The organism is Neomoorella carbonis (assembly GCF_045278715.1).
Classification (GTDB): Bacteria; Bacillota; DSM-521; order Neomoorellales; family Neomoorellaceae; genus Neomoorella; species Neomoorella carbonis.
Genome location: NZ_CP136420.1, coordinates 2425780 through 2449321, shown reverse-complemented (window position 1 = coordinate 2449321; position 23542 = coordinate 2425780). Strand labels below are relative to the sequence as shown.

The following is a 23542-nucleotide window of genomic DNA, read 5'->3' as shown; positions in this document are numbered from 1 at the left end:
ATGGGTAAGTTATTCGGTACTGACGGAGTCCGCGGGGTGGCCAACGCCGGCCTTACCCCGGAGTTAGCTTTTCGCCTGGGAAGGGCCGGCGCTGCCGTGCTGGCGGGGCAGGAAGGCCGGGCCAGGGTGGTGGTGGGCCGGGACACGCGCATTTCCGGCGATATGCTGGAAGCCGCCCTGGTGGCCGGCATTTGTTCTGTCGGGGGTGATGTGCTGAAGGTAGGCGTAGTTCCTACCCCGGCGGTGGCCTGGTTGACCCGGCACCTGGAAGCCGATGCCGGCGTCGTCATCTCGGCGTCCCACAATCCCGTGGCCGATAACGGTATTAAATTCTTCAGCTCCAGCGGTTACAAGCTGCCCGACCCGGTGGAAGAAGAAATTGAACGGCTGGTGCTGGAACCGGAAGATAACCTGCCCCGGCCGGTGGGCGTGGAGCTGGGGCGGGTGCAGGAACTGGAAGAGGCGGCCGAGCGCTATGTAGCCCACGTCTGCAGTACCGCCGACCGGGGCCTGGCCGGCATGCGGGTGGTGCTGGACTGTGCCTATGGTGCCGCCTGCCGGGTTGCGCCGGCAGTTTTCCAGCGCCTGGGGGCGGAAATTTCCCTCTTGCATAATACCCCCGATGGGACTAATATAAACGTCGGGTGCGGTTCTACCCACCCGGAGGTGCTCCAGGCCGAGGTCGTCGCCCGGGGGGCCCATGTGGGCCTGGCCTTTGACGGTGACGCCGACCGGGTGATTGCCGTGGATGAAAAGGGGCAGCTGGTCGATGGCGATGCCATCATGACCATCCTGGCCCTCTACCGCCAGGAACAGGGAGGCCTGCCCGGGGGCCAGGTAGTGGTGACGGTCATGAGCAACTTCGGCCTTCACCAGGCCCTGACAGCAGCAGGCCTGCGGGTGCACCAGACCCGCGTCGGCGACCGCTACGTGCTTGAGGGGATGCTGCGGACTGGTGCCGTCCTGGGCGGCGAGCAGTCGGGCCATATTATCCTCCTGGAACATAATACTACGGGGGATGGCCTGCTTACCGGGGTGCAGCTGCTCCAGGTCATGGCCGCCACCGGCCGGCCCCTGTCGGAGCTGGCGGCAGCTATGCCGCACCTGCCCCAGCTGCTGGTCAACGTAACGGTGACGGATAAAGAGGGTGCCATGGCCAGCCCTGCCCTCCTGGCAGCCGTAGCGGCGGCCCGGGAGCAGCTGGCGGGGCGGGGCCGGGTCCTGGTCAGGCCCTCGGGAACAGAACCCATAATCCGCCTCATGGTAGAAGGACCGGACAGGGAAGAGCTGGAGGCCATTATGGCCGAACTGCAAAGGGCCGTTACCGGGTTGTAACCGGAAAAAAGGGGGTGATTAACCGGGCCGGGAGGGTCCGGGTATTGCGGAGAGGTAAAGATACAAACTAACGCAAGCGCCGGGACCGGCCAGCACTAACTACCCATAATACATAATGGTCATGATGTTAGTGCTGGAAGGTTGACGAGGCGGGGGTTAATCGAGGCATCGGCGGGTGCCCCCCGGTCCGGTTACGACCGTCAAAGGCGCTACAAAACCCGGGAGCAATCCCGGGGACAAAGGGCGCCGGGTAACCCTTTACCTCTCCCTGATTAAAAAATAAAGGGAGAGTGAGCTTTATATGTGCGGTATTGTCGGTTATCTGGGCCCGCGCCCGGCAGTCCCCATATTGGTTGAGGGACTGGAAAGGCTGGAATACCGGGGCTATGATTCTGCCGGCATAGCAGTATTAAATGGTGGCGGATTGGTAGTAGAGAAGAGCGCAGGTAAGCTCCATGTCCTGAAGAGCCGCCTTAATGGCAATCTTGATGGGGCCCGGGTGGGGATCGGCCACACTCGCTGGGCCACCCACGGCCGGCCCTCCGATGTCAACGCCCATCCCCATCTGGACTGCACGGGCAAGTTTGCTGTCGTCCACAACGGCATCATCGAGAACTATCAGGAACTGCGGGAGCAGCTTGTGGCTGCCGGCCACCGCTTTGTGTCCGAGACGGATACGGAAGTCCTGGCTCACCTGGTGGAACAACTTTATGAAGGCGACCTGTTCCAGGCGGTACTCAAGATGCTGCCGGCTTTACGCGGTTCCTATGCCCTGGCAGTGGCCAGTGCTTACCACCCCCAGGAACTGGTCGGGGTACGCCAGGACAGCCCTTTGATTGTAGGCCTGGCTGCTGGGGAAACTTATCTGGCTTCAGATATACCGGCCTTGCTGGCTTATACGCGTGATACTTATATTTTAGAAAACGGGGAAATTGTGCATATCAAACCCGAAGGCGCAAAGGTTTTTGATGCGCAAGGCACACCCAAAGCCAAAGAGATATATCACGTAGGTTGGGACTTCCAGGCGGCCGAAAAAGGCGGCTACGCCCACTTTATGCTCAAAGAAATTCACGAACAGCCCCGGGCATTACGCGATACCCTGAGCGGCCGCCTGCAGCCTGACGGCAAGGTAAAGCTGGAAGGCGTGAATTTAACAGCGGAAATGGCGGCTTCTATCGAAAAGATAGCCGTTATTGCCTGTGGTACCGCCCATTATGCCGGTATGGTCGGCAAGTATCTCATGGAGAAGCTGCTGCGCCTGCCGGTTGAAGATGACATTGCTTCCGAATTTCGTTACCGCGACCCCATTCTTAATGAAAAAACCCTGGGCCTGGTTATCAGCCAGTCGGGGGAAACGGCGGATACCCTGGCCAGCCTGCGGGAGGCTAAAAAAGCAGGGGCGCAGATCCTGGCTATTACCAACGTCGTCGGCAGCTCGGTGGCCAGGGAAGCCGACCACGTCATTTACACCTGGGCGGGACCGGAGATAGCCGTTGCTTCCACCAAAGCTTACCTTACCCAGGTGCTCGCAGAGTATTTATTCACCCTGTACCTGGCAGAAAAGCGCGGCAAAGCACCCTGGGCGGCCGAGCTAGCCAGCCATCTCAGGGTTATGCCGGATTATGTAGCAGAAGTATTAAAGGCCGAAGCGCGGGTGCAAGAACTGGCTGCCCGGGTGGCCTCCCAGGAGCATGTATTTTTCATCGGCCGCGGTATGGATTATGCTGTTTCCCTGGAGGGCGCCTTAAAGCTCAAGGAGATTTCCTATATCCACGCCGAGGCTTATGCTGCGGGAGAGCTCAAACACGGCACCATAGCCCTTATTGAAGAGGGAACGCCGGTCATCGCCCTGGCCACGCAGGCAGAGCTTTTAGAGAAAATGATCAGCAACATCAAGGAAGTCAAGGCCCGGGGCGCCTGGGTACTGGCCCTGACCCAGGAAGGCAACACAGCTATCGAAAAAGAAGTTGACCAGGTCCTTTACCTGCCGGCCGTACCGTCGCTGCTGGCCCCAATCGTCACGGTAGTGCCCCTGCAGCTGCTGGCCTACTACGCCGCCGTCGCCCGCGGCTGCGACGTCGATAAACCGCGCAACCTGGCCAAAAGCGTGACGGTGGAGTAGCAAGATAGAATAATTCTGTTATCCTGATGTGTTGACCTTGGTTCTTCTTGCCAAGAAAAAGGCTCTCTTTCCAGATTGGGAAGAGGGCCTTTTCCTTTGAATTCATGTTGCGAACATAGTATAATCATGATTTAGACTCCAATTTTTCCTTAAGTGGGTTACCGTCAACTCAAGGCAACGCCACTTATATTAAACTCATTTCCTTGAGGCAGGCTATAGCCGCCGGGGGAGGGTCCCGGAATAACCATTCAACTTTAAGCCAGAACCCGGGGATTACCTCTGACCGGTAAATTCCGCTGGCGTCAGGTGCTACGGTGTGGTAACGACCATTATCTCCCAGACGGTAAAATTCTGCCTGCTGCCGGTCGGGGTCAATGAGCCAGTACTCCCTGACACCGGCAGCTTCGTATTCCACATACTTTTCGCCCCTGTCCCGGGCCAGGCTTTCGGGAGAAGTAATCTCAACGATCAAATCGGGAGCGCCGTCCATGTAGGTTTCTTTTAAAAGGTGGATCCTTTCGTTACTGACGTAAAGGAGGTCGGGCTCGCGCCCCCGGCGTAAGGTTTCCGGCAGTCGCACCAGGAAGGGGGCATCCAGAATTCGTCCAGTTTTTTTGTAATATAAGAACTCACGTATAAAGCTATATAAGAAACCCTTAACGTCCTGGTGCTTTCTCGCTGCTGGCGCCAAAACCACGACCTCTCCGTCCACCCACTCTGCCCAGGTGTCCTCGTCGCACCAGGCCAGGAACTCCTCGAAAGTCATTTTGCCTGGCGGTAAGGGTTTACCATTATCGTAACTTAAAGCTGCCTCCGGCACCACGGCATCCACCTGTTTCGTGCCCCCTTTCTTTTAATTCCTTCAGTTCATACCGCCGTTGGGAAGTTCTTCCGACAGCAAGGCCAAATTATTGGCTTTCAATGCCTGCCATACCCTTTGTTTAACTCGTTTTATATAGCGACTTAAGGAGGCTTTCATCTTTCTGATACCGACCTGTTCCATTATTTCCACCTCTTTGTAGTTATATTGTAACGCTTAAGAGATTACCTTTTCAATATATTGACAGATTACTGTTTGTGGCAAGCAAAAAGGGGATCACTGTGATAACTCTTTGCTCCGGATCAATTTTACGACACTGGAACAGCGTATTTACGACGAGCGGGAAAAATACTGCCAGGGATTTAACGAGCAGATCAAGGCCATGGCAGGCGTTTGCATTTTGCTTCGTATGGCGATCCCGTTTTTGAGGGCGTTTTAGAACATATGAACAGTTTCGGGCTTTCCCCGTGTGTCAGGCGGCTGGCTGTGCCCGTTCCCGGGATGGATGGTGTTGAAGGGTGGGCTACGCGGCGGCCTGCCGGGAAGCAGGAGGCAGCCGCGTGGTCCGCCTCATCCTGTCCTGGAAAGACTTAGAAAACCTGCAGCTCGCGGAAGGAGAAACCCTGGGTACCGAGGAAGTGGAACCGCTGCGGGAAAAGCTCGCCCGGATGGCTAGGGAAGAATTCGAACACTATCTGGCGGCGGAGCGGATTGAACGGGCAAACATCCGCGCCGCCCGGGCCCAGGAGACGTTGGATTTCCTGGTGATCGGAAATCTCCTGGAGGTTAAGGGCCGTCCTTTCGGGGAAGACGCCCTTTTCTGGACCGTACTGCGGGAAGTCGAGGATCTTTACGACAAACGCGACAAGATCCTCATTGCCGGCCTGCCGGCGGAAACCCTGAAACCCGTTGCCGGCGACCTGCTTTTCGACTGCCGGGTGCCGCTCGTGGGCGATACGGCCAGTTTTCCAGCGCCGCGCATTCTGATCCGGGCGGCCATAGACGCCGCCAGCCGCCTGGCGGACGGCATGAAGGAACGTAAGAGCGAGCTCCGGGTCGCTGCCGTGCTGGCACGCCTGCAGCGTGAAGTCGGAGTTAGGCGGCGGCAAATACAGCAAATATATTAGCCCGGATTGGTCCCACGCCAGCTCTCTTTACTTTGAAAGGCTTGGTGCAACTGCATTAAGGGAGTAGTTAGGCATACAAAATTAACGCTATAAACTCCAGATTTTCATCACCGTTATTGATAATGCTGTGATACTCACCGTTTTTGGTAAGAACCATGTCGCCGGCCTTAACTACGGTTTCCCTCCCGTTGTCATTTACTATGCCCTGGCCGCTGAGTATGTAATAAGCTTCAGAATCGCCGCTGTGCTGGTGCCAGCCGATTGAGGCACCGGGTTTAAGGGTTAACCGGGCAAATAGTCGTCCCTTGCCATTGAACTCATTTTTGCTTTCTTCTAGTATGTGAACCATTGCGACGTTACCTTTGCCACCCCTTAAACCGGTAACTATTTCCTCTTTCATCTCCTGAGCTCTTCTTATCATGCAATATATCCTCCTTTCCAAAATTATATTATCTGCCAGATTTTACTTTATTTTACCAGATAAGGTATTAGGAAGCAAGCTTTAAGATATAGAACGTGGTAATGATAATGTCCCAGCTCGGGTTTTTGTTCGGCACATTTGCAATGCGGCAGGGATTGTGGTACATATTTAGGGAGGCGATAAACAGGCGTAAGGAGCAAGGCAATGAAATTAAAGGTGATCCCCGAGGACTTCGTGGTCCGGGAGCTGGCCCGCCTGCCTGTCCGGGAAAAGGGTCCTTACCGGCTGTACCTTTTGGAAAAGAAGGGATGGAATACCATTGATCTTTTAATGCGGCTGGCAAAGGCCCATAACCTTCCCTACCGCCTTTTTGCTTACGGGGGATTGAAGGACAGGCACGCCCATACCTTTCAGTACGTCACGGTGAAGCATGCTGCTGATTTAACCACTGAAGAAGAAAACTTTTCCCTGCGGAGCATTGGCTATATGGACCGGCCCATGGGGCCCGATCTCCTGGAGGGGAACGAGTTTGCCATCACCCTCCGCGCCCTCGGCACGGCAGAGGTATCCCGTATCACCCACCGGGTTGATGAGGTGCGGGGTTTCGGCTACCCCAATTACTATGACGACCAGCGTTTCGGCAGCATGGACCACCGGATGGGCTTCATGGCCGAAAGGCTGCTGAAAAGGCACTATAACGGCAGCCTGCAGATCTACCTTACCGGTATTTACCCGGAAGAAAAAAAAGAAGCCAGGGAGCGCAAGCTCTTTTTCCGCGAGCACTGGGGTGACTGGGCCACGTGCCTGACGCGTGCCAAAACCACTATGGAGAGTAGAATATTTTCCTTGCTTGTCGAAAAACCCAAAGCTTACATAGAGGCTTTGCAGATGATACCCCGCGAAGAGCTCTCCCTGCTTTTTTCGGCCTACCAGAGTTTCCTTTTTAACGAGCTTTTAAGAAGGATTTTGCAGGAACTGGGACGCGAACTTGTGGCCGTACCCGGAGTAGCCGGGCCCTACCTTTTTTACCGGCGCCTGGAAAGAAAAGAGCTGGCTTATCTGAAGTCTCTTTTCTTGCCGCTGGCTGCCGGCCGCATGGAGTTTCCCGATGCGCGCACCGAGCAGCTGTTTGCGGCCATCATGGAGGAAAGAGGTATCAAGCGCAGCAGTTTCAACCTGCGTAAAGTCCGGCAGGCCTTTTTTAAGTCTACGCCCAGGAACGCCGTAGTTTTTCCCGGCGATTTTCGTTTGCAGCCCGCGGAGCCCGATGACCTTTACCCCGGCAGGCAGAAAATGCGCCTCTTTTTCAAGCTGCCGCGGGGGAGCTACGGAACAATGCTGATAAAAAGGCTGACCATGCCATGACGACTGACATGGCCGGCGTTTGGGAAAAAGCGGTGAGGTAAGAAAAATGGCGGCAAAAGAGCGGCAGCGCCTGGATAGAGTGCTGGCCCATATGGGGTTGGGCACGCGCAAAGAGATAAGGAAGCTGATAAAAGAAAAAAGAGTGCAGGTCAACGGCAGGCCGGCCGGGGACCCGGGGTTACATGTTTTGCCCGGCTGTGACCTTATTGAAGTGAACGGCGAACCCTTAGCGTACAGACAGTACATCTATTTAATGCTAAATAAGCCGCGGGGTGTTCTGTCCGCCACTGAGGATAGATTCGCGAAAGTAGTAGTTGACCTGCTCCCACCCCGGTACCGTGCCTTTCATCCATTTCCTGTCGGGCGGTTGGACAAAGACGCCGAGGGATTGCTTTTACTTACCAACGACGGCAAGCTGGCCCATCAGCTCCTGTCACCCAAAAAACATGTGCCCAAAACGTATTATGTAGTGGTAGGCGGTATGGTTACAGAAAATGATGCCGAAGCGTTTCGCCGGGGGGTAATCTTAGATGACGGCTACCGTACCATGCCGGGTGAGTTAAAAATTCTCTCTCCCGGACCGGAAGCGGAGGTTGAACTCACTATTTTTGAGGGAAAATATCACCAGGTAAAGCGCATGTTTGCCGCTGTGGGCAAAAAAGTAATCTATCTCAAGCGGATTGCTATAGGGCCTTTAGTCCTGGACAAACTATTAAAGCCGGGGGAGTACCGTGAATTGACGGAAGAAGAAATAGAAAGGCTGCGGGAATTAAACCCGCCGGCATAGCACCAGTCATTGCCTTCCACCCCGCTTTCAGGTAAAATAAAGAAGGAAAAACCCTGTTTTATGCAGGAAGGAGCTGAACCATAATGAGCAGTGGAGAGATTACCCGTGCTCTGGGCAAGATCGCCTGCCCGTGCGGCCTGGTGGGTGTCAAGAAAGGGGAAAAACACGACCTGACCACCGTGGCCTGGTTTACCCAGGAATCCTCCGACCCGCCCCAGGTGATGGTGGCCCTGCACCCCAATCGCTATGTGCTGGAGCTGCTGGATGCCGCCGGGGAGTTTGTTCTTTCCATCCTGGCCGAAGATCAGGAGAATATCGCTGTCTTCTGCGGCACCCATTCGGGGCGGAACGTGGATAAAATTAAGGAACTTGGTATTGCTACCGAACCGGCGACGGTGGTTGCCACTCCCAGGGTAAAAGATGCCCTGGCCAACCTGGAGTGCAAGGTCAGCGGCCGTTACCAGAATGGGGATCATGTGATTGTTGTCGGCCAGGTGGTGGCGGCCAATGTCAGCAGCGATAAAAAACCCCTTCTCTACGTTGAACATAATTTCGCTCGCTGGGACCGGTAAAGGGTGAGAAAATGGCGCAGTGCAATCTGCAGGCCAATAAGGATAGGTGCACCTGTACCTATGAACCCTGCAGCCGCAAGGGTAAATGCTGTGAGTGTATAACCTATCACCGCCAACATGGCGAGCTGCCGGGCTGTCTTTTTCCGCCGGAAATAGAAAGAACTTACGATCGCAGCCTTGCACGCTTTATAGCCTGTAGTAGTCGTGCCTGAAGCGAAGGGCAAACCTGGCAAGAAGGTAGTAGAAAGAAAAGATGGGGCCTCAGCCCCGTCTTTTTAATTCTGCTTTTTACTGTAAACCGGTAAAATTTCGGGCCCCTTAATAAACTACGCCGCCCCGGCTGCCCGGCAGGGGTGACCTTGATAAGTGTCCGGAATTTTCTGCTCCCCGGAAGTAATACCCCTTGATTTATTGCGACGGCGTGATTATTATAATGATTATTATAAGTGGTAACTTAACTGTATTGTATAGAGAAGGGGACGTCGTTGGAAGGGCTCAAGCTGTTGTTGGTGTTCGGGTTAATGATGGTGCTCCTGGGGCGGCGGGCGCCTCTGGGACCGGTGATGCTCGGCAGTTCGCTCCTCCTGGCCGGCCTTTACCACACCGATCCCGTTGCTTTCCTGGGCATGGCCTGGCAGGCCACCAAAAGTCCGGCTACCTTAGAGCTGGAAGTTATCCTGGCCCTCATTATGATCTTTGAACACCTCCTGGGAGAACAGGGTTACCTGGAGAGGATGTTGCAGGGGTTGCGGGGCCTCATCCGCAACCGGCGGCTAGTGATGGCTCTGTTGCCGGCCTTCATCGGCCTCATGCCTTCGGCAGGGGGCGCGCTGTTTTCCGCTCCTCTGGTGGGGCAGGCGGCGGCGCGTACTGCTATAGCCGCCGAAGAAAAGAGCTTTATCAACTACTACTACCGTCATATCTGGGAGTACTTCCTTCCCCTTTACCCCGGGGTCCTGCTGGCCTCCCGCCTCAGCGGGATCCCTTTACCCCGCCTCATTGCTGCCCTGGCTCCCTATGGCCTGCTGGTCATCTTGCTGGGAATACCCGCCCTGCGGCGAGTAAAAATCGAGCCGGAAGGAGAAGAATGGGAAGGCTTGCCGGCCGGTCGCCGCGCCCTGGCCGGGGAACTCTTCCTCAGCATCCTGCCGGTACTGGTGGTGGTGGCCCTGGTACTGGTTTTCCAGGTGGAGGTCGGCCTGGCAGTGGGAGTAGTACTCCTTTTCCTGCTGGTGCGACACCGCTATACACCGTTAAAATTCTGGCACCTGTGCCGGGAGGCCATAGCCGTAAAAACCCTCCTGCTGGTATGGGGGGTAATGCTCTTCAAGGAGGTACTGGTAGATACCCGGGCGGTCGAGGGCCTCCCTGCTTTACTGGCCATGCTGCCTGTACCCGAATTTTTAATTTTCGGCCTCATAAGTTTCCTGGTGGGCATGCTGACCGGTCTGACGGTAGCCTACGTCGGGATTGCTTTTCCCATTGTCATGACTGCCGTTGGCGGCCAGATGAGCCTGCCCCTGACGGTATTCATTTTTATAGCCGGCTTTACCGGAAACATGTTGACCCCCATGCACCTCTGCCTGGCCCTCACCGTGGATTTTTTTAAGGCCGACCTGCGCAAGGTGCTCAGGATGATGGTCGGCCCGGAGGCGGCCCTCCTGGCGGTAGCTATGGCCGCGTATCTGGTGTGGTGACCCCTTCAGGAAGAGGGCAGGGGCCATAAAGCCTCTTTTTTCGGTAAAATGCCGGAAGCCTGTTTACCACCCGGCTGGACCCTGGTCCTTGACAATCCAGATTTTAAAGCATAAACTAATATATGCAGAAATTCGCATATAAGGAGGATATTCATTGGCTGAGAGACTCTACAGCCTGAAGGCGGAATTTTTTAAAGCCCTGGCCCACCCGACTCGGGTGAGGATCCTGGAACAACTGCGCCAGGGGGAGAAGTGTGTCTGCGAGTTTATAGAAGACCTGGAACTGGAGCAACCGAATATCTCCCAGCACCTGGCCGTGCTGCGCAAGGAAGACATTGTCATTACCCGCAAAGAAGGTTTAAAGGTTCTCTACCGGGTTAAGCACCCGGAAATCTTCGAGGTTCTGGACCTGGTGGGCGGTATTTTGACCCGCGAAATAGCCACCACCATGGCGGAACTGCAGGGGCGACATGGTAAAGATGAAAGGAAGGGAAGTTAGACCGGGCTGCAACCCCTGGTGCGGGTACCTACCGCAAAAGATATGTATCGTGGGAAGCTATAAGCTTCCTTTTCTATTTTCTCCAAGAATTATAAAACGTAGTGCGATAATTGACCTCTGCGACACCTTCTGTCCTTCCGGCCACCTTGAGCACCTGAAGGACAGGGTGCTGGATGTAGCCGGTTTATCGGAAATTTTTAAGGTCCTCGGGGACGAAACCCGGACCAAAATCCTCTATCTGCTGGCCCACCAGGAACTTTGCGTGTGTGATCTGGCCGCGCTCCTGGACACGAGTTTACCTGCCGTCTCCCACCACCTGCGCCTGCTGAAAGCTTTACGCCTGGTCAAGTACCGCCGGGACGGCAAGATGGTCTATTATTCGCTGGACGATGAGCACATCCTAAACCTGATCCGCGAGGCGCAGGCCCACTTTGCTGAGGGGAGATAGGAGGCCAAGGTATGCGTTACACCCTGGAGGGACTGGATTGCGCCAGTTGCGCTGCCAGGATTGAGCGAGAACTGCGTAAAGTTAAAGGTTTAGAAAAGGTTACCGTTAACTTCGCCAACCAGAGCTTAGACCTGCCCCCGGAACTGCTACCGGCGGCCCGGGAGGTCATCGCCCGGGTCGAACCCGGCGTGAATATTGTAGATACTACCAGCCAGAGGTCGGAGTCCCAATTATATATCATCTTAGTTGCAGGCCTTCTCCTGGCAATAGGGTTTATTTTTAACGAGCAGCTTCATCGCACTCCTTACGCGTGGGCCGAGTATACGATTCTTTTGTCCTCCTACTTCCTGGTAAGCTGGCGGGTGCTCACGACAGCCGTGCGCAATCTGACCTGGAGCCAGTTTTTTGACGAAAACTTCCTGATGACCATTGCCACTATTGGCGCCATTGCCATTCACCAGCTACCCGAAGCGGCAGCGGTGATGCTCTTTTATGCTGTGGGCGAGTATTTCCAGGAGCGGGCTGTCAATCGCTCCCGCCGCTCCATTGCCGCCCTTCTGGACATCCGGCCGGAATACGCCAACCTGAAGCTAAACGGGGAAACGAAACAGGTGCCGCCGGAGGAGGTAGAGGTCGGGCAAACTATTGTTGTCAAGCCGGGAGAGAGTGCCCCTGGACGGCGAGGTGGTGGAGGGCGTTTCCTTTGTCGACACCTCGGCCCTGACGGGGGAAGCTGTTCCCCGCAAGGTGGAAAAAGGGGAAAAAATCCTGGCCGGGATGATTAACGGCCAGGGCCTACTGACCGTCAAAGTGACGAGGCCCTTCGGCGAATCCTCTGTGGCACGCATCCTGGAGCTGGTAGAAAACGCCGCGGCCCGTAAAGCCCCGACGGAGCAGTTTATCACTGCCTTTTCCCGCTACTACACCCCGGTGGTCGTCCTGGGAGCCCTGGCCCTGGCGGTCATCCCGCCCCTGGTGTTTCCCGGAGCCACCTTCGCTACGTGGGTTTACCGCGCCCTCGTACTACTGGTCATCTCCTGCCCCTGCGCCCTGGTAGTTTCTATTCCCCTGGGATACTTCGGTGGCATCGGCGCAGCTTCCCGCCAGGGCATCCTGGTCAAGGGCGCTAACTTCTTGGACGCCCTGACCGGCCTGCATACCGTGGTTTTTGATAAAACCGGTACCCTGACGAAAGGAGTTTTCCGGGTGACGCAGGTGGTTCCATCCAACGGTTTTCAGGAAGACGAACTCCTGGCAGCTGCCGCCGCCGCCGAGGTCTACTCCAGCCATCCCATCGCCCAGTCCATCCGGACGGCCTACGGCCAGGAGATTGACCCCGAGAGGATCGGTGAATACCGGGAAATTCCCGGCCACGGTATCAGCGCCGTGGTCGATGGGAAAAGGGTCCTGGCCGGTAACGATCGTTTAATGCACCGGGAAGGAATCGCCCATGAGGTTTGCAATGTGGCAGGCACCGGCGTCCACGTGGCCATTGACGGTACCTTTGCCGGCTACATCGTCATTTCCGATGAGGTGAAGCCTGATGCCAGGGAGGCAATTAATAGGCTTAAGGAGCTGGGTATAAAGAAAATAGTGATGCTTACCGGCGATGAGGAGACGGTGGCCCGCCGGGTGGCTGAGGAAGTGGGCGTCGACGCTTATTTTGCCGAGATCCTGCCGGAAGACAAGGTGGCGAAAGTAGAGGAATTGCAGGCCGCTCTGCCTGACCGCCGCCGGAAAATTGCCTTCGTGGGCGACGGCATCAACGATGCCCCGGTTATCACCAGGGCCGACGTGGGGGTGGCCATGGGCGGCTTAGGGAGTGATGCCGCCATCGAGGCCGCCGATGTGGTCCTTATGGAGGACGCCCCCTCCAAACTCCCCATGGCGATAGAAATAGCCAGGCATACAAGCTGCATCGTCAGGCAAAACGTGGCCCTGGCCCTGGGCGTCAAGGGATTCTTTCTTGTCCTGGGAGCCTTTGGCGTGGCCACCATCTGGGAAGCCGTTTTTGCCGATGTAGGCGTCACGCTGGCAGCTATCTTCAACGCCACCAGGATACTGGGGTATGGCGGCAAGGCTGTCCCGCCGGAACAGGCTTAACATTTGCCACCCCTGGCCGTCCGGCGTTAAAACCGCCGGTCCAGGGAAAATGATTATTTATCGACGGGAGAGGGGTACAGATTTATTAATTATGCTATAATTGTTTTAAAGTTGCATCGGGGGGCGGCTGTACCTGATGTCCACCGGGCGGTCAAAGTTAATTTTATTCCTGGCGTTTATTTTGCTCATATTACTGTTATCAGGATGCGCTAAAACAAACCGTGAAGGGATAATCAAACTCAACGATTTGCGCAGCGATTATCCGGGGGCCAGTTATAACGGCTCTGTTCTGGAGGGGGAATTAAAGCGCCCCTTACGCCTTGCTGCGGCACCGGTGATTTCACCGGAAGAGGGTTATCAGGCTTATACCGATCTCACTAGATACTTAGAGGATTTTCTTGGATACCCGGTTGAGTTTATTACCCGCCAAACTTATGCTGAAGTAAATCTCCTCATGAATTCCGGCGACATCGATATAGCCTTTGTTTGCACCTATGCCTATGTCAAAGGCCAGCGCGATTTCGGCATGGAACTGGTGGCTGCTTCCGAAGTGGGCGGGCAGGCCAAGTATGCCTCCTATATTATAGTCCCTAAATCCAGCCCGGTGCAGGATTTCGCGGGCCTGAAGGGTCGGCGTTTCGCTTTTTCCGATCCCATGTCCATGAGCGGTCGCCTGGTGCCCCTTTATTATATCCAGCAGAAGGGTGAGAGACCGGAAACCTTCTTTCAGAGTTATATTTTTACCTACAGCCATGACAAGTCCATCAGGGCGGTGGCCGACGGCATTGTAGATGGAGCTGCCGTTGACAGCCTGGTATATGAGGCCTTTGCCAAAAAGCACCCGGAAATAGCGGCCAAAGTTAAAATCATCCAGAGCTCCGACGATTTTGCCTCCCCGCCCGTGGTGGTGCGCCCGGGCCTGGAACCGGCCCTGAAGGCGAAGGTCCGGGAAGCTTTTTTGCAAATGGATAAGAAGGAAACCGGGCGTAAAATTTTGAACGAACTGGGAATAGAGCGCTTTATACCTATCAACGACGAGGCCTATAACCCGGTAAGGGAAATAGCCCGTAAGGTGGGGTATCCGTGAACTCCGGCCATGATTTAAGAGAAAAGCTTCGCGTTATAGGAGCTAACCTTAGTTTTCGCCATAAAATTTTGGCTTTAGTCCTGGCGATAATTATTTTTATGGGCCTGGCCATGGCCCTTCAGACCAGGGCCGTCCTGGTAACTTCCCTGGGACAGCAATTGGACCAGCGTTCCCTGGCAACAGCAAGGGCCGTGGCCGCCCAGGGTAGCGAGCTGGTGCTCACCGGCAACCTTTATGGCCTGCACCAGATGCTCCTTGATATGCAGGCCAGCGGGAGGGATATTCGTTATATTTATATCCAGGACTCCTGGGGCCGCGTCCTCTCCCATACCTTTAACGGCGGTTTCCCCGTAGATCTGCTGGCTTATAACCAGCTTCCGCCGGGCAAAAAGGAAAGCCAGCAGTTATTGTTGACGGATGAGGGGGTAATTCACGACGCTGCTGTACCGGTCTTCGGCGGCCAGTTAGGGGTGGTCCATGTCGGCCTTTCCGAAGTGGGCTTGCGCCAGGCTGTGTTTGCCGCTACAACACGTTTTGTGATAATGATCACCATTTTTTCCATTCTTTTTATAGTAATGGCCTATATGTTAACGACCATTTTAACCAGGCCGATCCGGGAACTGGTGGGGGCCACCAGGGCGGTGGCCCAGGGAAACCTGGACACCACTGTAACTGTTAGCGGGCATGATGAATTCGGCTTTCTGGCCGCCTCCTTTAACCGCATGCTCGACAGCTTGCGCCGCTCGCGAGCCGAGATTGAAGAGCTGAGCAATTTACGCTCCGAACTCCTTGACAGGGTAGTTACCGCCCAGGAAGCCGAGCGGCGGCGTATCGCCCGGGAATTACACGATGATACCGGAGGGGCCCTGACGGCTATTCTCTTACGTTTAAAAGCCCTGGAGGATAAAGTACAAGGGGAGAAGGAAGTAGCCCGGTCCCTGGCCGAAATCAGGGCCGCTTTAGGGGAGGCCATGGCCGGATTGCGGTGCCTGGCCCTGGAACTCCGGCCTGTTGTTTTTGACGAGCTCGGTCTTACCGGCGCCCTGCAACAAATAGCGCGCGATTACAGCGATAAATTTAACCTTAAAATTCATCTGGCTGCCAGGGGGGTGGAGAAACGCCTGCCGCCCAAAGCAGAGCTGGCCATTTACCGTATTGTCCAGGAAGCCCTGAATAACGTTATTAAACACGCTGAAGCCTCGGAAGTCAGCATCCTCCTGGAACCGCGCGGCGAGGCCTTGCGTTTGATTGTCGAGGATAACGGCCGGGGTTTTGATCCTGAAGCAAGCGCCTATAGAAAGGGGCTGGGGCTTTTTAGCATGCGCGAGCGGGCCGCCCTCCTGGGAGGAAAGGTGATTATCGAATCCACGCCTGCCCGGGGAACAACTATTTATGTCGATATCCCTATAACCGCCTGAAGGGTGGGGAGGTGTAAGCATGGAGTATAACGGGAAAATCAGGATTGTCATCGCCGATGATCACAGCGTCGTTAGGGCCGGGCTGCGTTATTTAATCAATGCTGAATCCGATATGCAGGTAGTAGGTGAGGCCGGTGATGGGGATGAGGCCCTCAAATTAACCCGGGAATTGCGGCCCGATATCCTGCTCCTGGATATTAGTATGCCCTTCTGCAACGGGTTTACGGTGGTAGAACGGATTGCGGCCGAGATGCCACTGGTAAAGGTTTTGGTCCTCTCCATGCACGAAGATTGCGAGTATGTTGAGAAGGCCCTGGCCGCGGGAGCGGCGGGTTATATAATTAAAAGGGCTGCTGATAATGACCTGATCACCGCCATCAGGGTGGTTTCCCAGGGGGGTGTGTTTATCCATCCTCTGGTAGCCAGGTTTTTAGTTGATGCCCTGCAGAAGGGGGCTAAGGGTAAGGGGCATCCGGATAAGAATAGTGAAAAAAGGAATACCCATTTAACTTCGCGGGAGACGGAGGTATTGCGCTTGGTGGCACTGGGTTATACCAATCAAGAGATCGCCGAAGCCCTGGGCCTCAGTGTCAAAACAGTGGAAAGCCACAAGGGGAATATTAGCCGGAAGTTGAATTTAACCAGCCGGGCGGAGCTGGTCCGCTATGCCCTCCAGCAGGGATTGATACCCCGGGATTAAGGGTAAAGGGTTATACGTTATACGGAAGAATGCCTAAGGGAAAAACCTTAGGCATTTTTAATTCCAGGGATAACCCTGATTGGCCGGTGGGTGAAAAGAAGAAATAATTGTGATAGAGGGAGCAGTAACGTCTTTGCCAACTAAAAAAAGAAGAAAGGAGGCACAATGGTGGACAAGGAAGGAAGGGAGATCCGGGAGCCGGTAAGCCGTAGGGAATTTCTCGTTAAAACGGCTACGAGTATGGTTTTGGGAGCTGTCACCCTGGGGGCCCTTTCCAGGACTCCCGCTTATGCTGGCGATAAAGCAGCTGTACCTGCGGCCGGTTCCAATTCCCGGGCTACGGCTGTCAAAGAGTGGCCGGTTAACGGCGACTGGGAAAACAAGATCCGCCGCCTGGAGCAGGACCTGGAAAGGGCCCTGGGCAAGCCCGTGGAGCAGCGGAAATGGGGTATGGTAATTGATTTGCGCCGCTGTGTCGGCTGCAGGGCCTGTACGGTAGCCTGTAAGGCCGAAAACCACTTGCCACCGGGGGTTGTCTACCGGCCAGTTATGGAGGAAGAAAGGGGTACCTACCCTGAAGTACAGCGCCGGTTCCTGCCCCGGCCCTGCATGCACTGCGAAAAACCACCCTGTGTTGCCGTCTGTCCGGTGAAAGCCACCTATAAACGGCCCGACGGTATTGTGGCCATCGATTATAACCGTTGCATAGGTTGCCGTTACTGCCTGGCGGCCTGCCCCTATGGCGCTCGTTCCTTTGACTCCGGCCGGTTCTATACCCAGGATACGCCGCTGCTAGAACCTTACGAAAGCGAACCGGCGCTGGAATATGGCAAGCAGTGGCCGCGCCAAAAGGGTCGTTCACCCATAGGTAACGCCCGTAAGTGCACCTTTTGCCTGCACCGGTTACAAACCGGCCAGCTACCGGCCTGTGTCACTACCTGCCTGGGCGGCGCGACCTGCTTTGGCGACCTCAACGACCCCCGGAGCATGGTCCGGGAGTGGCTGGCCAGGGAAGGCTTAATGCGTTTGAAAGAGGAACTTGGTACGAAACCCCAGGTTTATTACCTGACCTGACGGGAGGTGAAGTTATGAAAAAAATAAGTTGGATAATTACCATAGCAGCTTTGCTGGTCGGCGCCATCGGGGTCTACCACTATCTGGTTTTTGGCGAACAAGCGGCAGGTTATTCCAGCGCCGTCCCCTGGGGACTGGGAGTGGCCACCTATATGCTTGCCAGTGGTTTATCCGCCGGGGTCTACCTCCTCACCAGCCTGGTTTACATTTGCGGCGTAAAAGAGCTGGAGCCGTTCAGGCAGGTGGGTCTCGTGGCGGCCCTGTCGGCTTTACTTGCTGCCCTAGTCGCCATTGGCCTGGACCTGGGACACCTGGGACGGGCCTGGCGGATCTTTATTAGCCCCAATCCCCACTCACCCATGGTCTGGATGGTCTGGTTGTATACTATTTATTTACTACTCCTCATACTCCAGCTTTATTTCGACAGTCGCGGCGATTCAGCACCAGCACCAGACGCAGGGACGGCAGAGATACCTGGAGATAAGCGGCCGGGGCGTTACCTGGCTATCACCGGCGTGCTGGTAGCGCTGGCCTTCAGCGGCGGCCTGGGCGCTTTGCTAGGTGTGGTCCAGGCCAGGCCCTACTGGAGCAATCCTCTTTTGCCGGTTATGTTTTTAGTTGCCGCCCTGGCTTCCGGTTCCGCCCTGCTTATCTTTGTAGTGGCGGTGGTAAATCCCGACCAGCAGGATGAGGAAACCGGCCGGGCCATCAACCTCCTGGCCCGGATTGTTGTCGGACTCCTGGTTTTTTACCTCCTCTTTGAACTGGCGGAAATGCTGCTGGGCAGCTACTACCTCTCCCCATCCCATGCCCTACCGTACCAGCTCATCTTGACCGGTCCGAACTGGTGGATCTTCTGGGTCGTACATCTGGTGGTGGGAGCCTTGATTCCGGTGTTCTTACTGGTACGAGGCAATATCACAGCTAAAACCGCAGGTTGGGCCGGCTTTTTGATCACCCTGGGTTTCCTGGGAGTACGCTACAACATCGTTGTACCGGGTCTGCTGGCGCCGCCTTTCACAGCCCTGCCGTCCGCCTATAGCGAGCCCGGGCTGGCTTACACCTATGTACCCACTTTGAACGAATGGCTGGTAGTACTTTTTGTCCTGGCCCTGGGTGTATTTATCTTTAAGCTGGGAATAGAGTACCTGCCGTTCAGCCGTCGCCCGGACAACGCGGTAACCCCGCCGGCCCATCACGTGGAAACAGGCGCTGATCTGTCTCGTCGATACTCGTAGAGGAGGTGCAATCCATGACCCTTAAAATCGGACGCAGGGAATTTTTAAAAACCTCAGCCTTGCTGGGCGGAGCAACCTTGCTGGCGGCTGAGGCCCCTTCTATGGCCGGCCAGAAAGGGAGTGCAGCGGCCGGCCCGAAGGGAACCCGGGATAGCCAGTACGACCTGGCCCAGGCCGAGAACATGGTTTACGGTGTCTGCCTGCAGTGTAATACCCAATGCACGCTAAAGGGCAAACTGAGTAATGGCGTCCTGGTCAAGCTGGATGGTAACCCCTACAGCCCGGTCAATTATTACCCCCAGATACCTTACAATACCTCCCCCGATGTAGCGGCCAAAATTGATGGCCGGCTTTGTCCCAAGGGCCAGGCCGGCGTCCAAACCCTGTACGATCCTTACCGGCTTGTCAAAGTGCTCAAACGCAACGGCCCCCGGGGCTCCAACAGGTGGAAAACCATTCCCTTTGACCAGGCCATTAAAGAGATTGTTAATGGCGGCAAGCTTTTTGCCGAAATCGGCGAGGATAGGATAGTACCAGGTTTTAAAGATGTTTTTGCCCTCAAAGATGCTACAGTTTTCAAGGCGATGGCTGAAGATGCCGCCAAGGTGGCCAAGAAAGAGATGGCCCTGGCTGATTTTAAAACTAAACATGCTGCCAACCTGGACCTATTACTTGATCCTGACCACCCAGATTTAGGCCCGAAAAATAATCAGTTTGTCTTTATGGCCGGCCGTATTGAGCCTGGCCGCAGCGATTGGACCAAGCGTTTTGTCCTCAACAGCTTCGGTTCGGTTAACTGGTTCGAGCATACCACCATCTGCGAGCAGAGCCATCACGTCGCTTACAAGTGGGCTACGGCCCAGTACAGCGACGGTAAGTGGTCGCCGGGTCCGAACCACATGAAACCCGATTTTCGCTGGTCGCGGTTTGTCATCTTCTGGGGTACCGGCGCCTTTGAGGCCAACTTCGGCCCTACGCCCATGGCCGAGCAAATAACCCGGGCCTTGGCGGAAAAGGGCCTGAAGATAGCCGTGGTCGATCCGCGTTTTTCCAAAACGGCCGCCCACGCCAATTGGTGGATACCCGTCAAGCCGGGCGGAGACCTGGCCCTGGCCCTGGGGATGATCCAGTGGATTCTGGCCAACGAGCGTTACGACGGCAAAGCCCTGGCCAATGCCAACCGGGCCGCTGCGGAACAGGACGGGGAAAAGTCGTGGACCAACGCCACCTGGCTGGTAAAAATCGACCAAGACGGCCAACCGGGAGCCTTCCTGCGGGCCAATGAGGCCGGTTTAGTTGACGGCGATAAGGGTAAGAATCTCTTCGTTGTATCGCGTAACGGTCAACTGGTAGCCGTTGATCCCGAGGACAAAGACAATCCCGTGGAAGGCGATCTCTTTGTTACCGCCGAGGTTAACGGCATGAAGGTCAAATCGGCCTTGACGATCCTTAAAGAACAAGCCGTCTCCAAATCCCTAGAAGAACTGGCTGCCGAGGCCGGGGTTCCGGTCCAGGCTATTATCGACCTGGCCCGGGAATTTACCAGTTACGGCAAGCAGGCCGCCATTGATTTCTATCGCGGCGCCGTCCAGCATACCAATGGCTATTACACGGCCCAAGCCATCATAATCCTCAATTTGCTTATCGGCAATGTAGACTGGCGCGGGGGCCTCACTACCGGCGGCGGTTCCTGGGCCGCCGGCGGGGGCAAGCCGGGTCAACCCTTTGACCTCGGTAAGATGCACAGCGGGAAGATAACCCCTTGGGGGATCAAGCTTACCCGTGAAGGCGCTTATTACGACCGCAGCACTTTGTTTAACGGTTTCCCGGCGGAAAGGCCATGGTATCCCCTGACTTCCGACGTGTATCAGGAAATAATCCCGGCGGCCGGGGCGGGTTATCCTTATCCCATAAAAATCCTCTGGCTGCATATGGGTACCCCGGTCCTGGCGGCACCGGCCGGAGCTGAACAAATTAAGATTTTATGCGATACCGAGCGCATACCGTTATTTATCGCCGACGATATTGTCATCGGCGAGACTTCCATGTATGCCGATTATATCTTCCCCGATATTACCTATCTTGAGCGGTGGGCCTTCCTGGGGGCTCCGCCCTCCACGACTACCAAAACCACCAAGCTGCGCCAACCCATCGCCGCCCCTATACCGGAAACGGTAAAGGTTTTCGGGGAGGAGATGCCGATCTCCGTTGAGGCGGTGATGCTGGCCATAGCGGAAGCTTTAGGGTTGCCGGGTTACGGGAAAGACGGTTTCGCACCTGGCTGGGACTTTAAAAGACCGGAAGATTATTATCTTAAGGCGGTGGCCAACGTGGCCTATGGCGACAAGCCCGGCGATGAAGTCCCCGACGCCGACGACCGTGAACTGGCAGTTTTTAAAGCGGCACGCCGCCATTTGCCGCCGGCCGTATTTAATGAAGCCGCCTGGCGGCGGGCGGTGGGCGAAGACCGCTGGCGCAAAACCGTTTTTGTCCTCAACCGCGGCGGCCGCTTTGAAGAGAGCACTGGCTCTGCCGGCAAATACGTCGAGCATCCCTTCGGCAAACTAATAAACCTTTATGTCGAGCCCGTGGCAACGACGCGGGATAGCATTACGGGCCGCCTATTCGGCGGCGTGCCCCGGTTGGAGCCGGTTAGCAACAGCGACGGAACGCCGGTAAAGGATGCGGATTATCCCCTGCAGCTCATTACCTTTAAAGAAATTTTCGGAGGGCAGTCCCGGACTATTGGCAACTACTGGGGACAGGTGGCCCTTTTACCGGAAAACTTTATCTTGATGCACCGCTCCGACGGTACCAGCCTGGGCCTGCGCGACGGCGACCGGGTAAAACTCGTCTCCCGGACCAACCCCGACGGCAAGCTGGACCTGGGCCCGGGCGGCGTCGAGGCGGTGCAGGGGAAGGTTAAACTGATCGAGGGCATTCGACCGGGTGTAATTGCCGTATCCTGGCATTACGGCCACTGGGCCTACGGCGCCCGGGACGTAGTTATCGACGGGCAGGTCGTCAAGGGCGACGCCCGACGCAGGAGCGGTCTGTGCGCCAATCCAGTGCTGCTCCTCGACACGCGGATGAAAACTACCTGCCTGACCGATCCTATCGGTGGCAGCGCCTCCTTCTACGATACGCGGGTTAAAGTGGAGAAAGTATAAGAAAGTTCCTCATTAAGAAGCGGAGATGGGCGATGAGCCCTTCCCCGCTTTTTTTGTTCCTTCTTGACAAAACCATTAGTTGCTTCTAAACTAATATATAGTTAAATTATAATAAACTAATAGAATAACATAAGAGGAGATGTATTCTATGAGCAAGCAGGCAAAATTGCTATTAATTGTCGCCGTGTTTTTGGCGGCTTACTTCCTGCCCTTCCAACATCCCCGGATGCAGAGCGCTATCCTGGAAGCCTTCTACATGCTGCAGGAGTATGCTCGGGAACACGTGCTGTTCTGCCTGGTGCCCGCCCTTTTCATCGCCGGGGCCATGAGCAATTTCCTTTCCTCCCAGGCAGTCATGAAATACCTGGGACCGGAAAGCCCCAAAGTTACGGCCTATGGCGTGGGCGCTGTATCGGGAGCAATCCTCGCCGTCTGCTCTTGCACCGTCTTACCCTTGTTCATGGGGATTTACAAGCGCGGCGCCGGGCTGGGACCGGCCATAGCTTTCCTGTATTCCGGACCGGCGATAAACGTCCTGGCCATTATCCTCACGGCCCGGGTTCTGGGCTGGCAGATCGGCCTGGGCAGGGCCCTGGGAGCGGTTGTTTTTTCGGTTGTCATCGGCCTAATTATGGCTCTTCTCTTCCGGGGCGAAGAAAAGGAACGGGCCAAAGGGTTGCTCATGCCGGAGGAAAAAGAACCACCCCGGACCCTCGGGCAGACGGTTATCTATTTCCTGGTATTGATTTTAATCCTCGTCTTTGCCGCCTGGGGCAAACCGGCGGAACAGGCCGGCTTCTGGTACGCTGTTTTCAGCGTCAAATGGTACCTGGTTGTCGCGCTTCTGTTAGCCCTGGCCGTGATTTTAAAGGCATGGTTTAAGCGGGAAGAACTGGCGGCCTGGGTAGATTCGACGTGGGATTTCAGCATTAAAATCCTGCCCCTCCTTTTCGGCGGCGTGCTGGTAGCCGGCTTCCTTATGGGGCGGCCCGGCGTCGATACCGGTATTATTCCGGCCAAATATGTGGCCATGGTGGTGGGGGGCAACAGTTTATTAGCCAACTTTACCGCTTCTATCGTCGGCGCCTTTATGTATTTTGCCACTTTGACGGAAGTGCCGATAATTCAGGGACTTATCGGTTCCGGGATGGGGAAGGGGCCGGCCTTAGCCCTCCTGCTGGCTGGTCCGGCCTTGAGTTTGCCCAGTATGCTGGTGATCAACAGCGTGCTGGGCTTCAAGAAAACCTTTGCCTACGTTTCCCTGGTAGTCATCATGGCTACCTTGACGGGGATGGTTTTTGGCGCTTTAGTTGGCTAAAATTAAAGTAAAAATAAAAAAGGAGATGGAAGGTCATGGAAATCAAAGTCTTAGGTACGGGATGCGCCCGGTGCAAAGCGCTGGAACAAAACGTGATGAACGCCCTGGCGGAGATGGGCGTGGCCGCCGATGTGGAAAAGGTGACGGATTTAAACAAAATTACCGATTACGGCGTTATGATCCCACATTCCGCACCTTTGGATATAATTACCAATGTTTACTTGGAGCACTAAAAAATACT

The 23542-nt window shown here is 55.5% G+C and carries 21 protein-coding genes and 1 pseudogene; 19 read left to right on the top strand and 3 right to left on the bottom strand.

Annotation, left to right across the window (positions count from 1 at the left end):
* Both glmM and glmS read left to right on the top strand, forming a co-directional pair.
* Positions 1-1335, top strand: a complete 1335-nt coding sequence (gene glmM, locus MCACP_RS12480; RefSeq protein WP_406677066.1) for a phosphoglucosamine mutase — start codon at positions 1-3, stop codon at positions 1333-1335.
* A gap of 301 nt (positions 1336-1636) precedes the next feature.
* Positions 1637-3457 carry a glutamine--fructose-6-phosphate transaminase (isomerizing) gene (gene glmS / locus MCACP_RS12475; protein ID WP_406677065.1) on the top strand — a complete coding sequence of 607 codons (1821 nt, stop codon included), beginning with the start codon at positions 1637-1639 and terminating at the stop codon, positions 3455-3457.
* Positions 3458-3641: 184 nt separating this feature from the next.
* Here the strand turns inward: glmS and MCACP_RS12470 are convergent, their stop codons facing one another.
* Together MCACP_RS12470 and MCACP_RS12465 are read right to left on the bottom strand one after the other, a co-directional pair.
* A complete protein-coding gene (locus tag MCACP_RS12470) occupies positions 3642-4289 on the bottom strand; it encodes a Uma2 family endonuclease (RefSeq protein ID WP_406677064.1) in 648 nt (215 codons plus the stop codon).
* Positions 4290-4319: 30 nt separating this feature from the next.
* Complete coding sequence (locus tag MCACP_RS12465; protein WP_406677063.1) at positions 4320-4460, bottom strand: hypothetical protein; 141 nt, start codon at positions 4458-4460, stop codon at positions 4320-4322.
* Between the two features lie 335 nt (positions 4461-4795).
* On the opposite strand from MCACP_RS12465, the gene MCACP_RS12460 reads away from it, so the two are divergent.
* Complete coding sequence (locus tag MCACP_RS12460; RefSeq protein WP_406677062.1) at positions 4796-5404, top strand: hypothetical protein; 609 nt, start codon at positions 4796-4798, stop codon at positions 5402-5404.
* Positions 5405-5471: 67 nt separating this feature from the next.
* On the opposite strand, the gene MCACP_RS12455 is transcribed toward MCACP_RS12460, so the two are convergent.
* Positions 5472-5825: a cupin domain-containing protein gene (locus MCACP_RS12455; protein ID WP_406677061.1), complete on the bottom strand. Its 354-nt coding sequence runs from the start codon at positions 5823-5825 to the stop codon at positions 5472-5474.
* A 204-nt stretch (positions 5826-6029) separates the two neighbouring features.
* Here MCACP_RS12455 and truD point away from each other — a divergent pair, with 204 nt between their 5' ends.
* The 16 genes and pseudogenes from truD to MCACP_RS12375 all read left to right on the top strand — a co-directional run bounded on the left by truD (position 6030) and on the right by MCACP_RS12375 (position 23534).
* On the top strand, positions 6030-7190 hold the full coding sequence (truD, locus tag MCACP_RS12450) for a tRNA pseudouridine(13) synthase TruD (protein WP_406677060.1): 1161 nt from the start codon (positions 6030-6032) through the stop codon (positions 7188-7190).
* Between the two features lie 46 nt (positions 7191-7236).
* Entirely contained in the window at positions 7237-7977 is a 741-nt protein-coding gene (locus MCACP_RS12445) for a pseudouridine synthase (protein ID WP_406677059.1), read from the top strand.
* Positions 7978-8060: 83 nt separating this feature from the next.
* The gene (locus MCACP_RS12440; protein ID WP_406677058.1) at positions 8061-8549 is read left to right on the top strand and encodes a flavin reductase family protein; all 489 of its coding nucleotides are present in this window, start codon (positions 8061-8063) and stop codon (positions 8547-8549) included.
* An 11-nt stretch (positions 8550-8560) separates the two neighbouring features.
* Positions 8561-8761, top strand: coding sequence for a DUF6485 family protein (locus tag MCACP_RS12435; RefSeq protein ID WP_406677057.1), 201 nt, complete (start codon positions 8561-8563; stop codon positions 8759-8761).
* Between the two features lie 273 nt (positions 8762-9034).
* A complete protein-coding gene (locus tag MCACP_RS12430; RefSeq protein WP_406677056.1) occupies positions 9035-10246 on the top strand; it encodes a DUF401 family protein in 1212 nt (403 codons plus the stop codon).
* 154 nt (positions 10247-10400) lie between these two features.
* Positions 10401-10745, top strand: coding sequence for an ArsR/SmtB family transcription factor (locus MCACP_RS12425; RefSeq protein WP_406677055.1), 345 nt, complete (start codon positions 10401-10403; stop codon positions 10743-10745).
* 106 nt (positions 10746-10851) lie between these two features.
* Positions 10852-11193, top strand: coding sequence for an ArsR/SmtB family transcription factor (locus MCACP_RS12420; protein WP_406678752.1), 342 nt, complete (start codon positions 10852-10854; stop codon positions 11191-11193).
* 11 nt (positions 11194-11204) lie between these two features.
* A pseudogene (locus MCACP_RS12415) lies at positions 11205-13296 on the top strand (heavy metal translocating P-type ATPase).
* Positions 13297-13432: 136 nt separating this feature from the next.
* Positions 13433-14383 (top strand): phosphate/phosphite/phosphonate ABC transporter substrate-binding protein, encoded by a 951-nt coding sequence (phnD, locus tag MCACP_RS12410; RefSeq protein ID WP_338833291.1) that lies wholly within the window; start codon positions 13433-13435, stop codon positions 14381-14383.
* 68 nt (positions 14384-14451) lie between these two features.
* Positions 14452-15801 carry a HAMP domain-containing sensor histidine kinase gene (locus MCACP_RS12405; RefSeq protein WP_406677054.1) on the top strand — a complete coding sequence of 450 codons (1350 nt, stop codon included), beginning with the start codon at positions 14452-14454 and terminating at the stop codon, positions 15799-15801.
* A gap of 19 nt (positions 15802-15820) precedes the next feature.
* Positions 15821-16501 (top strand): response regulator transcription factor, encoded by a 681-nt coding sequence (locus tag MCACP_RS12400; RefSeq protein ID WP_106005445.1) that lies wholly within the window; start codon positions 15821-15823, stop codon positions 16499-16501.
* Between the two features lie 165 nt (positions 16502-16666).
* Complete coding sequence (locus tag MCACP_RS12395; RefSeq protein WP_406677053.1) at positions 16667-17575, top strand: 4Fe-4S dicluster domain-containing protein; 909 nt, start codon at positions 16667-16669, stop codon at positions 17573-17575.
* A gap of 14 nt (positions 17576-17589) precedes the next feature.
* Complete coding sequence (gene nrfD / locus MCACP_RS12390) at positions 17590-18813, top strand: NrfD/PsrC family molybdoenzyme membrane anchor subunit (RefSeq protein ID WP_406677052.1); 1224 nt, start codon at positions 17590-17592, stop codon at positions 18811-18813.
* A gap of 14 nt (positions 18814-18827) precedes the next feature.
* Positions 18828-21983, top strand: coding sequence for a molybdopterin-dependent oxidoreductase (locus MCACP_RS12385; RefSeq protein ID WP_406677051.1), 3156 nt, complete (start codon positions 18828-18830; stop codon positions 21981-21983).
* A 148-nt stretch (positions 21984-22131) separates the two neighbouring features.
* A complete protein-coding gene (locus MCACP_RS12380) occupies positions 22132-23301 on the top strand; it encodes a permease (protein ID WP_406677050.1) in 1170 nt (389 codons plus the stop codon).
* A 35-nt stretch (positions 23302-23336) separates the two neighbouring features.
* The gene (locus tag MCACP_RS12375) at positions 23337-23534 is read left to right on the top strand and encodes a thioredoxin family protein (protein ID WP_406677049.1); all 198 of its coding nucleotides are present in this window, start codon (positions 23337-23339) and stop codon (positions 23532-23534) included.
* Positions 23535-23542: the final 8 nt, after the last annotated feature.

Coding starts and splice junctions, on each gene's coding strand:
- glmM (WP_406677066.1), top strand. CDS start 1: ATGGGTAAGTTATTCGGTACTGACGGAGTCCGCGGGGTGGCCAACGCC.
- glmS (WP_406677065.1), top strand. CDS start 1,637: ATGTGCGGTATTGTCGGTTATCTGGGCCCGCGCCCGGCAGTCCCCATA.
- MCACP_RS12465 (WP_406677063.1), bottom strand. CDS start 4,460: ATGGAACAGGTCGGTATCAGAAAGATGAAAGCCTCCTTAAGTCGCTAT.
- MCACP_RS12455 (WP_406677061.1), bottom strand. CDS start 5,825: ATGATAAGAAGAGCTCAGGAGATGAAAGAGGAAATAGTTACCGGTTTA.
- truD (WP_406677060.1), top strand. CDS start 6,030: ATGAAATTAAAGGTGATCCCCGAGGACTTCGTGGTCCGGGAGCTGGCC.
- MCACP_RS12445 (WP_406677059.1), top strand. CDS start 7,237: ATGGCGGCAAAAGAGCGGCAGCGCCTGGATAGAGTGCTGGCCCATATG.
- MCACP_RS12440 (WP_406677058.1), top strand. CDS start 8,061: ATGAGCAGTGGAGAGATTACCCGTGCTCTGGGCAAGATCGCCTGCCCG.
- MCACP_RS12435 (WP_406677057.1), top strand. CDS start 8,561: ATGGCGCAGTGCAATCTGCAGGCCAATAAGGATAGGTGCACCTGTACC.
- phnD (WP_338833291.1), top strand. CDS start 13,433: ATGTCCACCGGGCGGTCAAAGTTAATTTTATTCCTGGCGTTTATTTTG.
- MCACP_RS12400 (WP_106005445.1), top strand. CDS start 15,821: ATGGAGTATAACGGGAAAATCAGGATTGTCATCGCCGATGATCACAGC.
- MCACP_RS12395 (WP_406677053.1), top strand. CDS start 16,667: ATGGTGGACAAGGAAGGAAGGGAGATCCGGGAGCCGGTAAGCCGTAGG.
- nrfD (WP_406677052.1), top strand. CDS start 17,590: ATGAAAAAAATAAGTTGGATAATTACCATAGCAGCTTTGCTGGTCGGC.
- MCACP_RS12385 (WP_406677051.1), top strand. CDS start 18,828: ATGACCCTTAAAATCGGACGCAGGGAATTTTTAAAAACCTCAGCCTTG.
- MCACP_RS12380 (WP_406677050.1), top strand. CDS start 22,132: ATGAGCAAGCAGGCAAAATTGCTATTAATTGTCGCCGTGTTTTTGGCG.
- MCACP_RS12375 (WP_406677049.1), top strand. CDS start 23,337: ATGGAAATCAAAGTCTTAGGTACGGGATGCGCCCGGTGCAAAGCGCTG.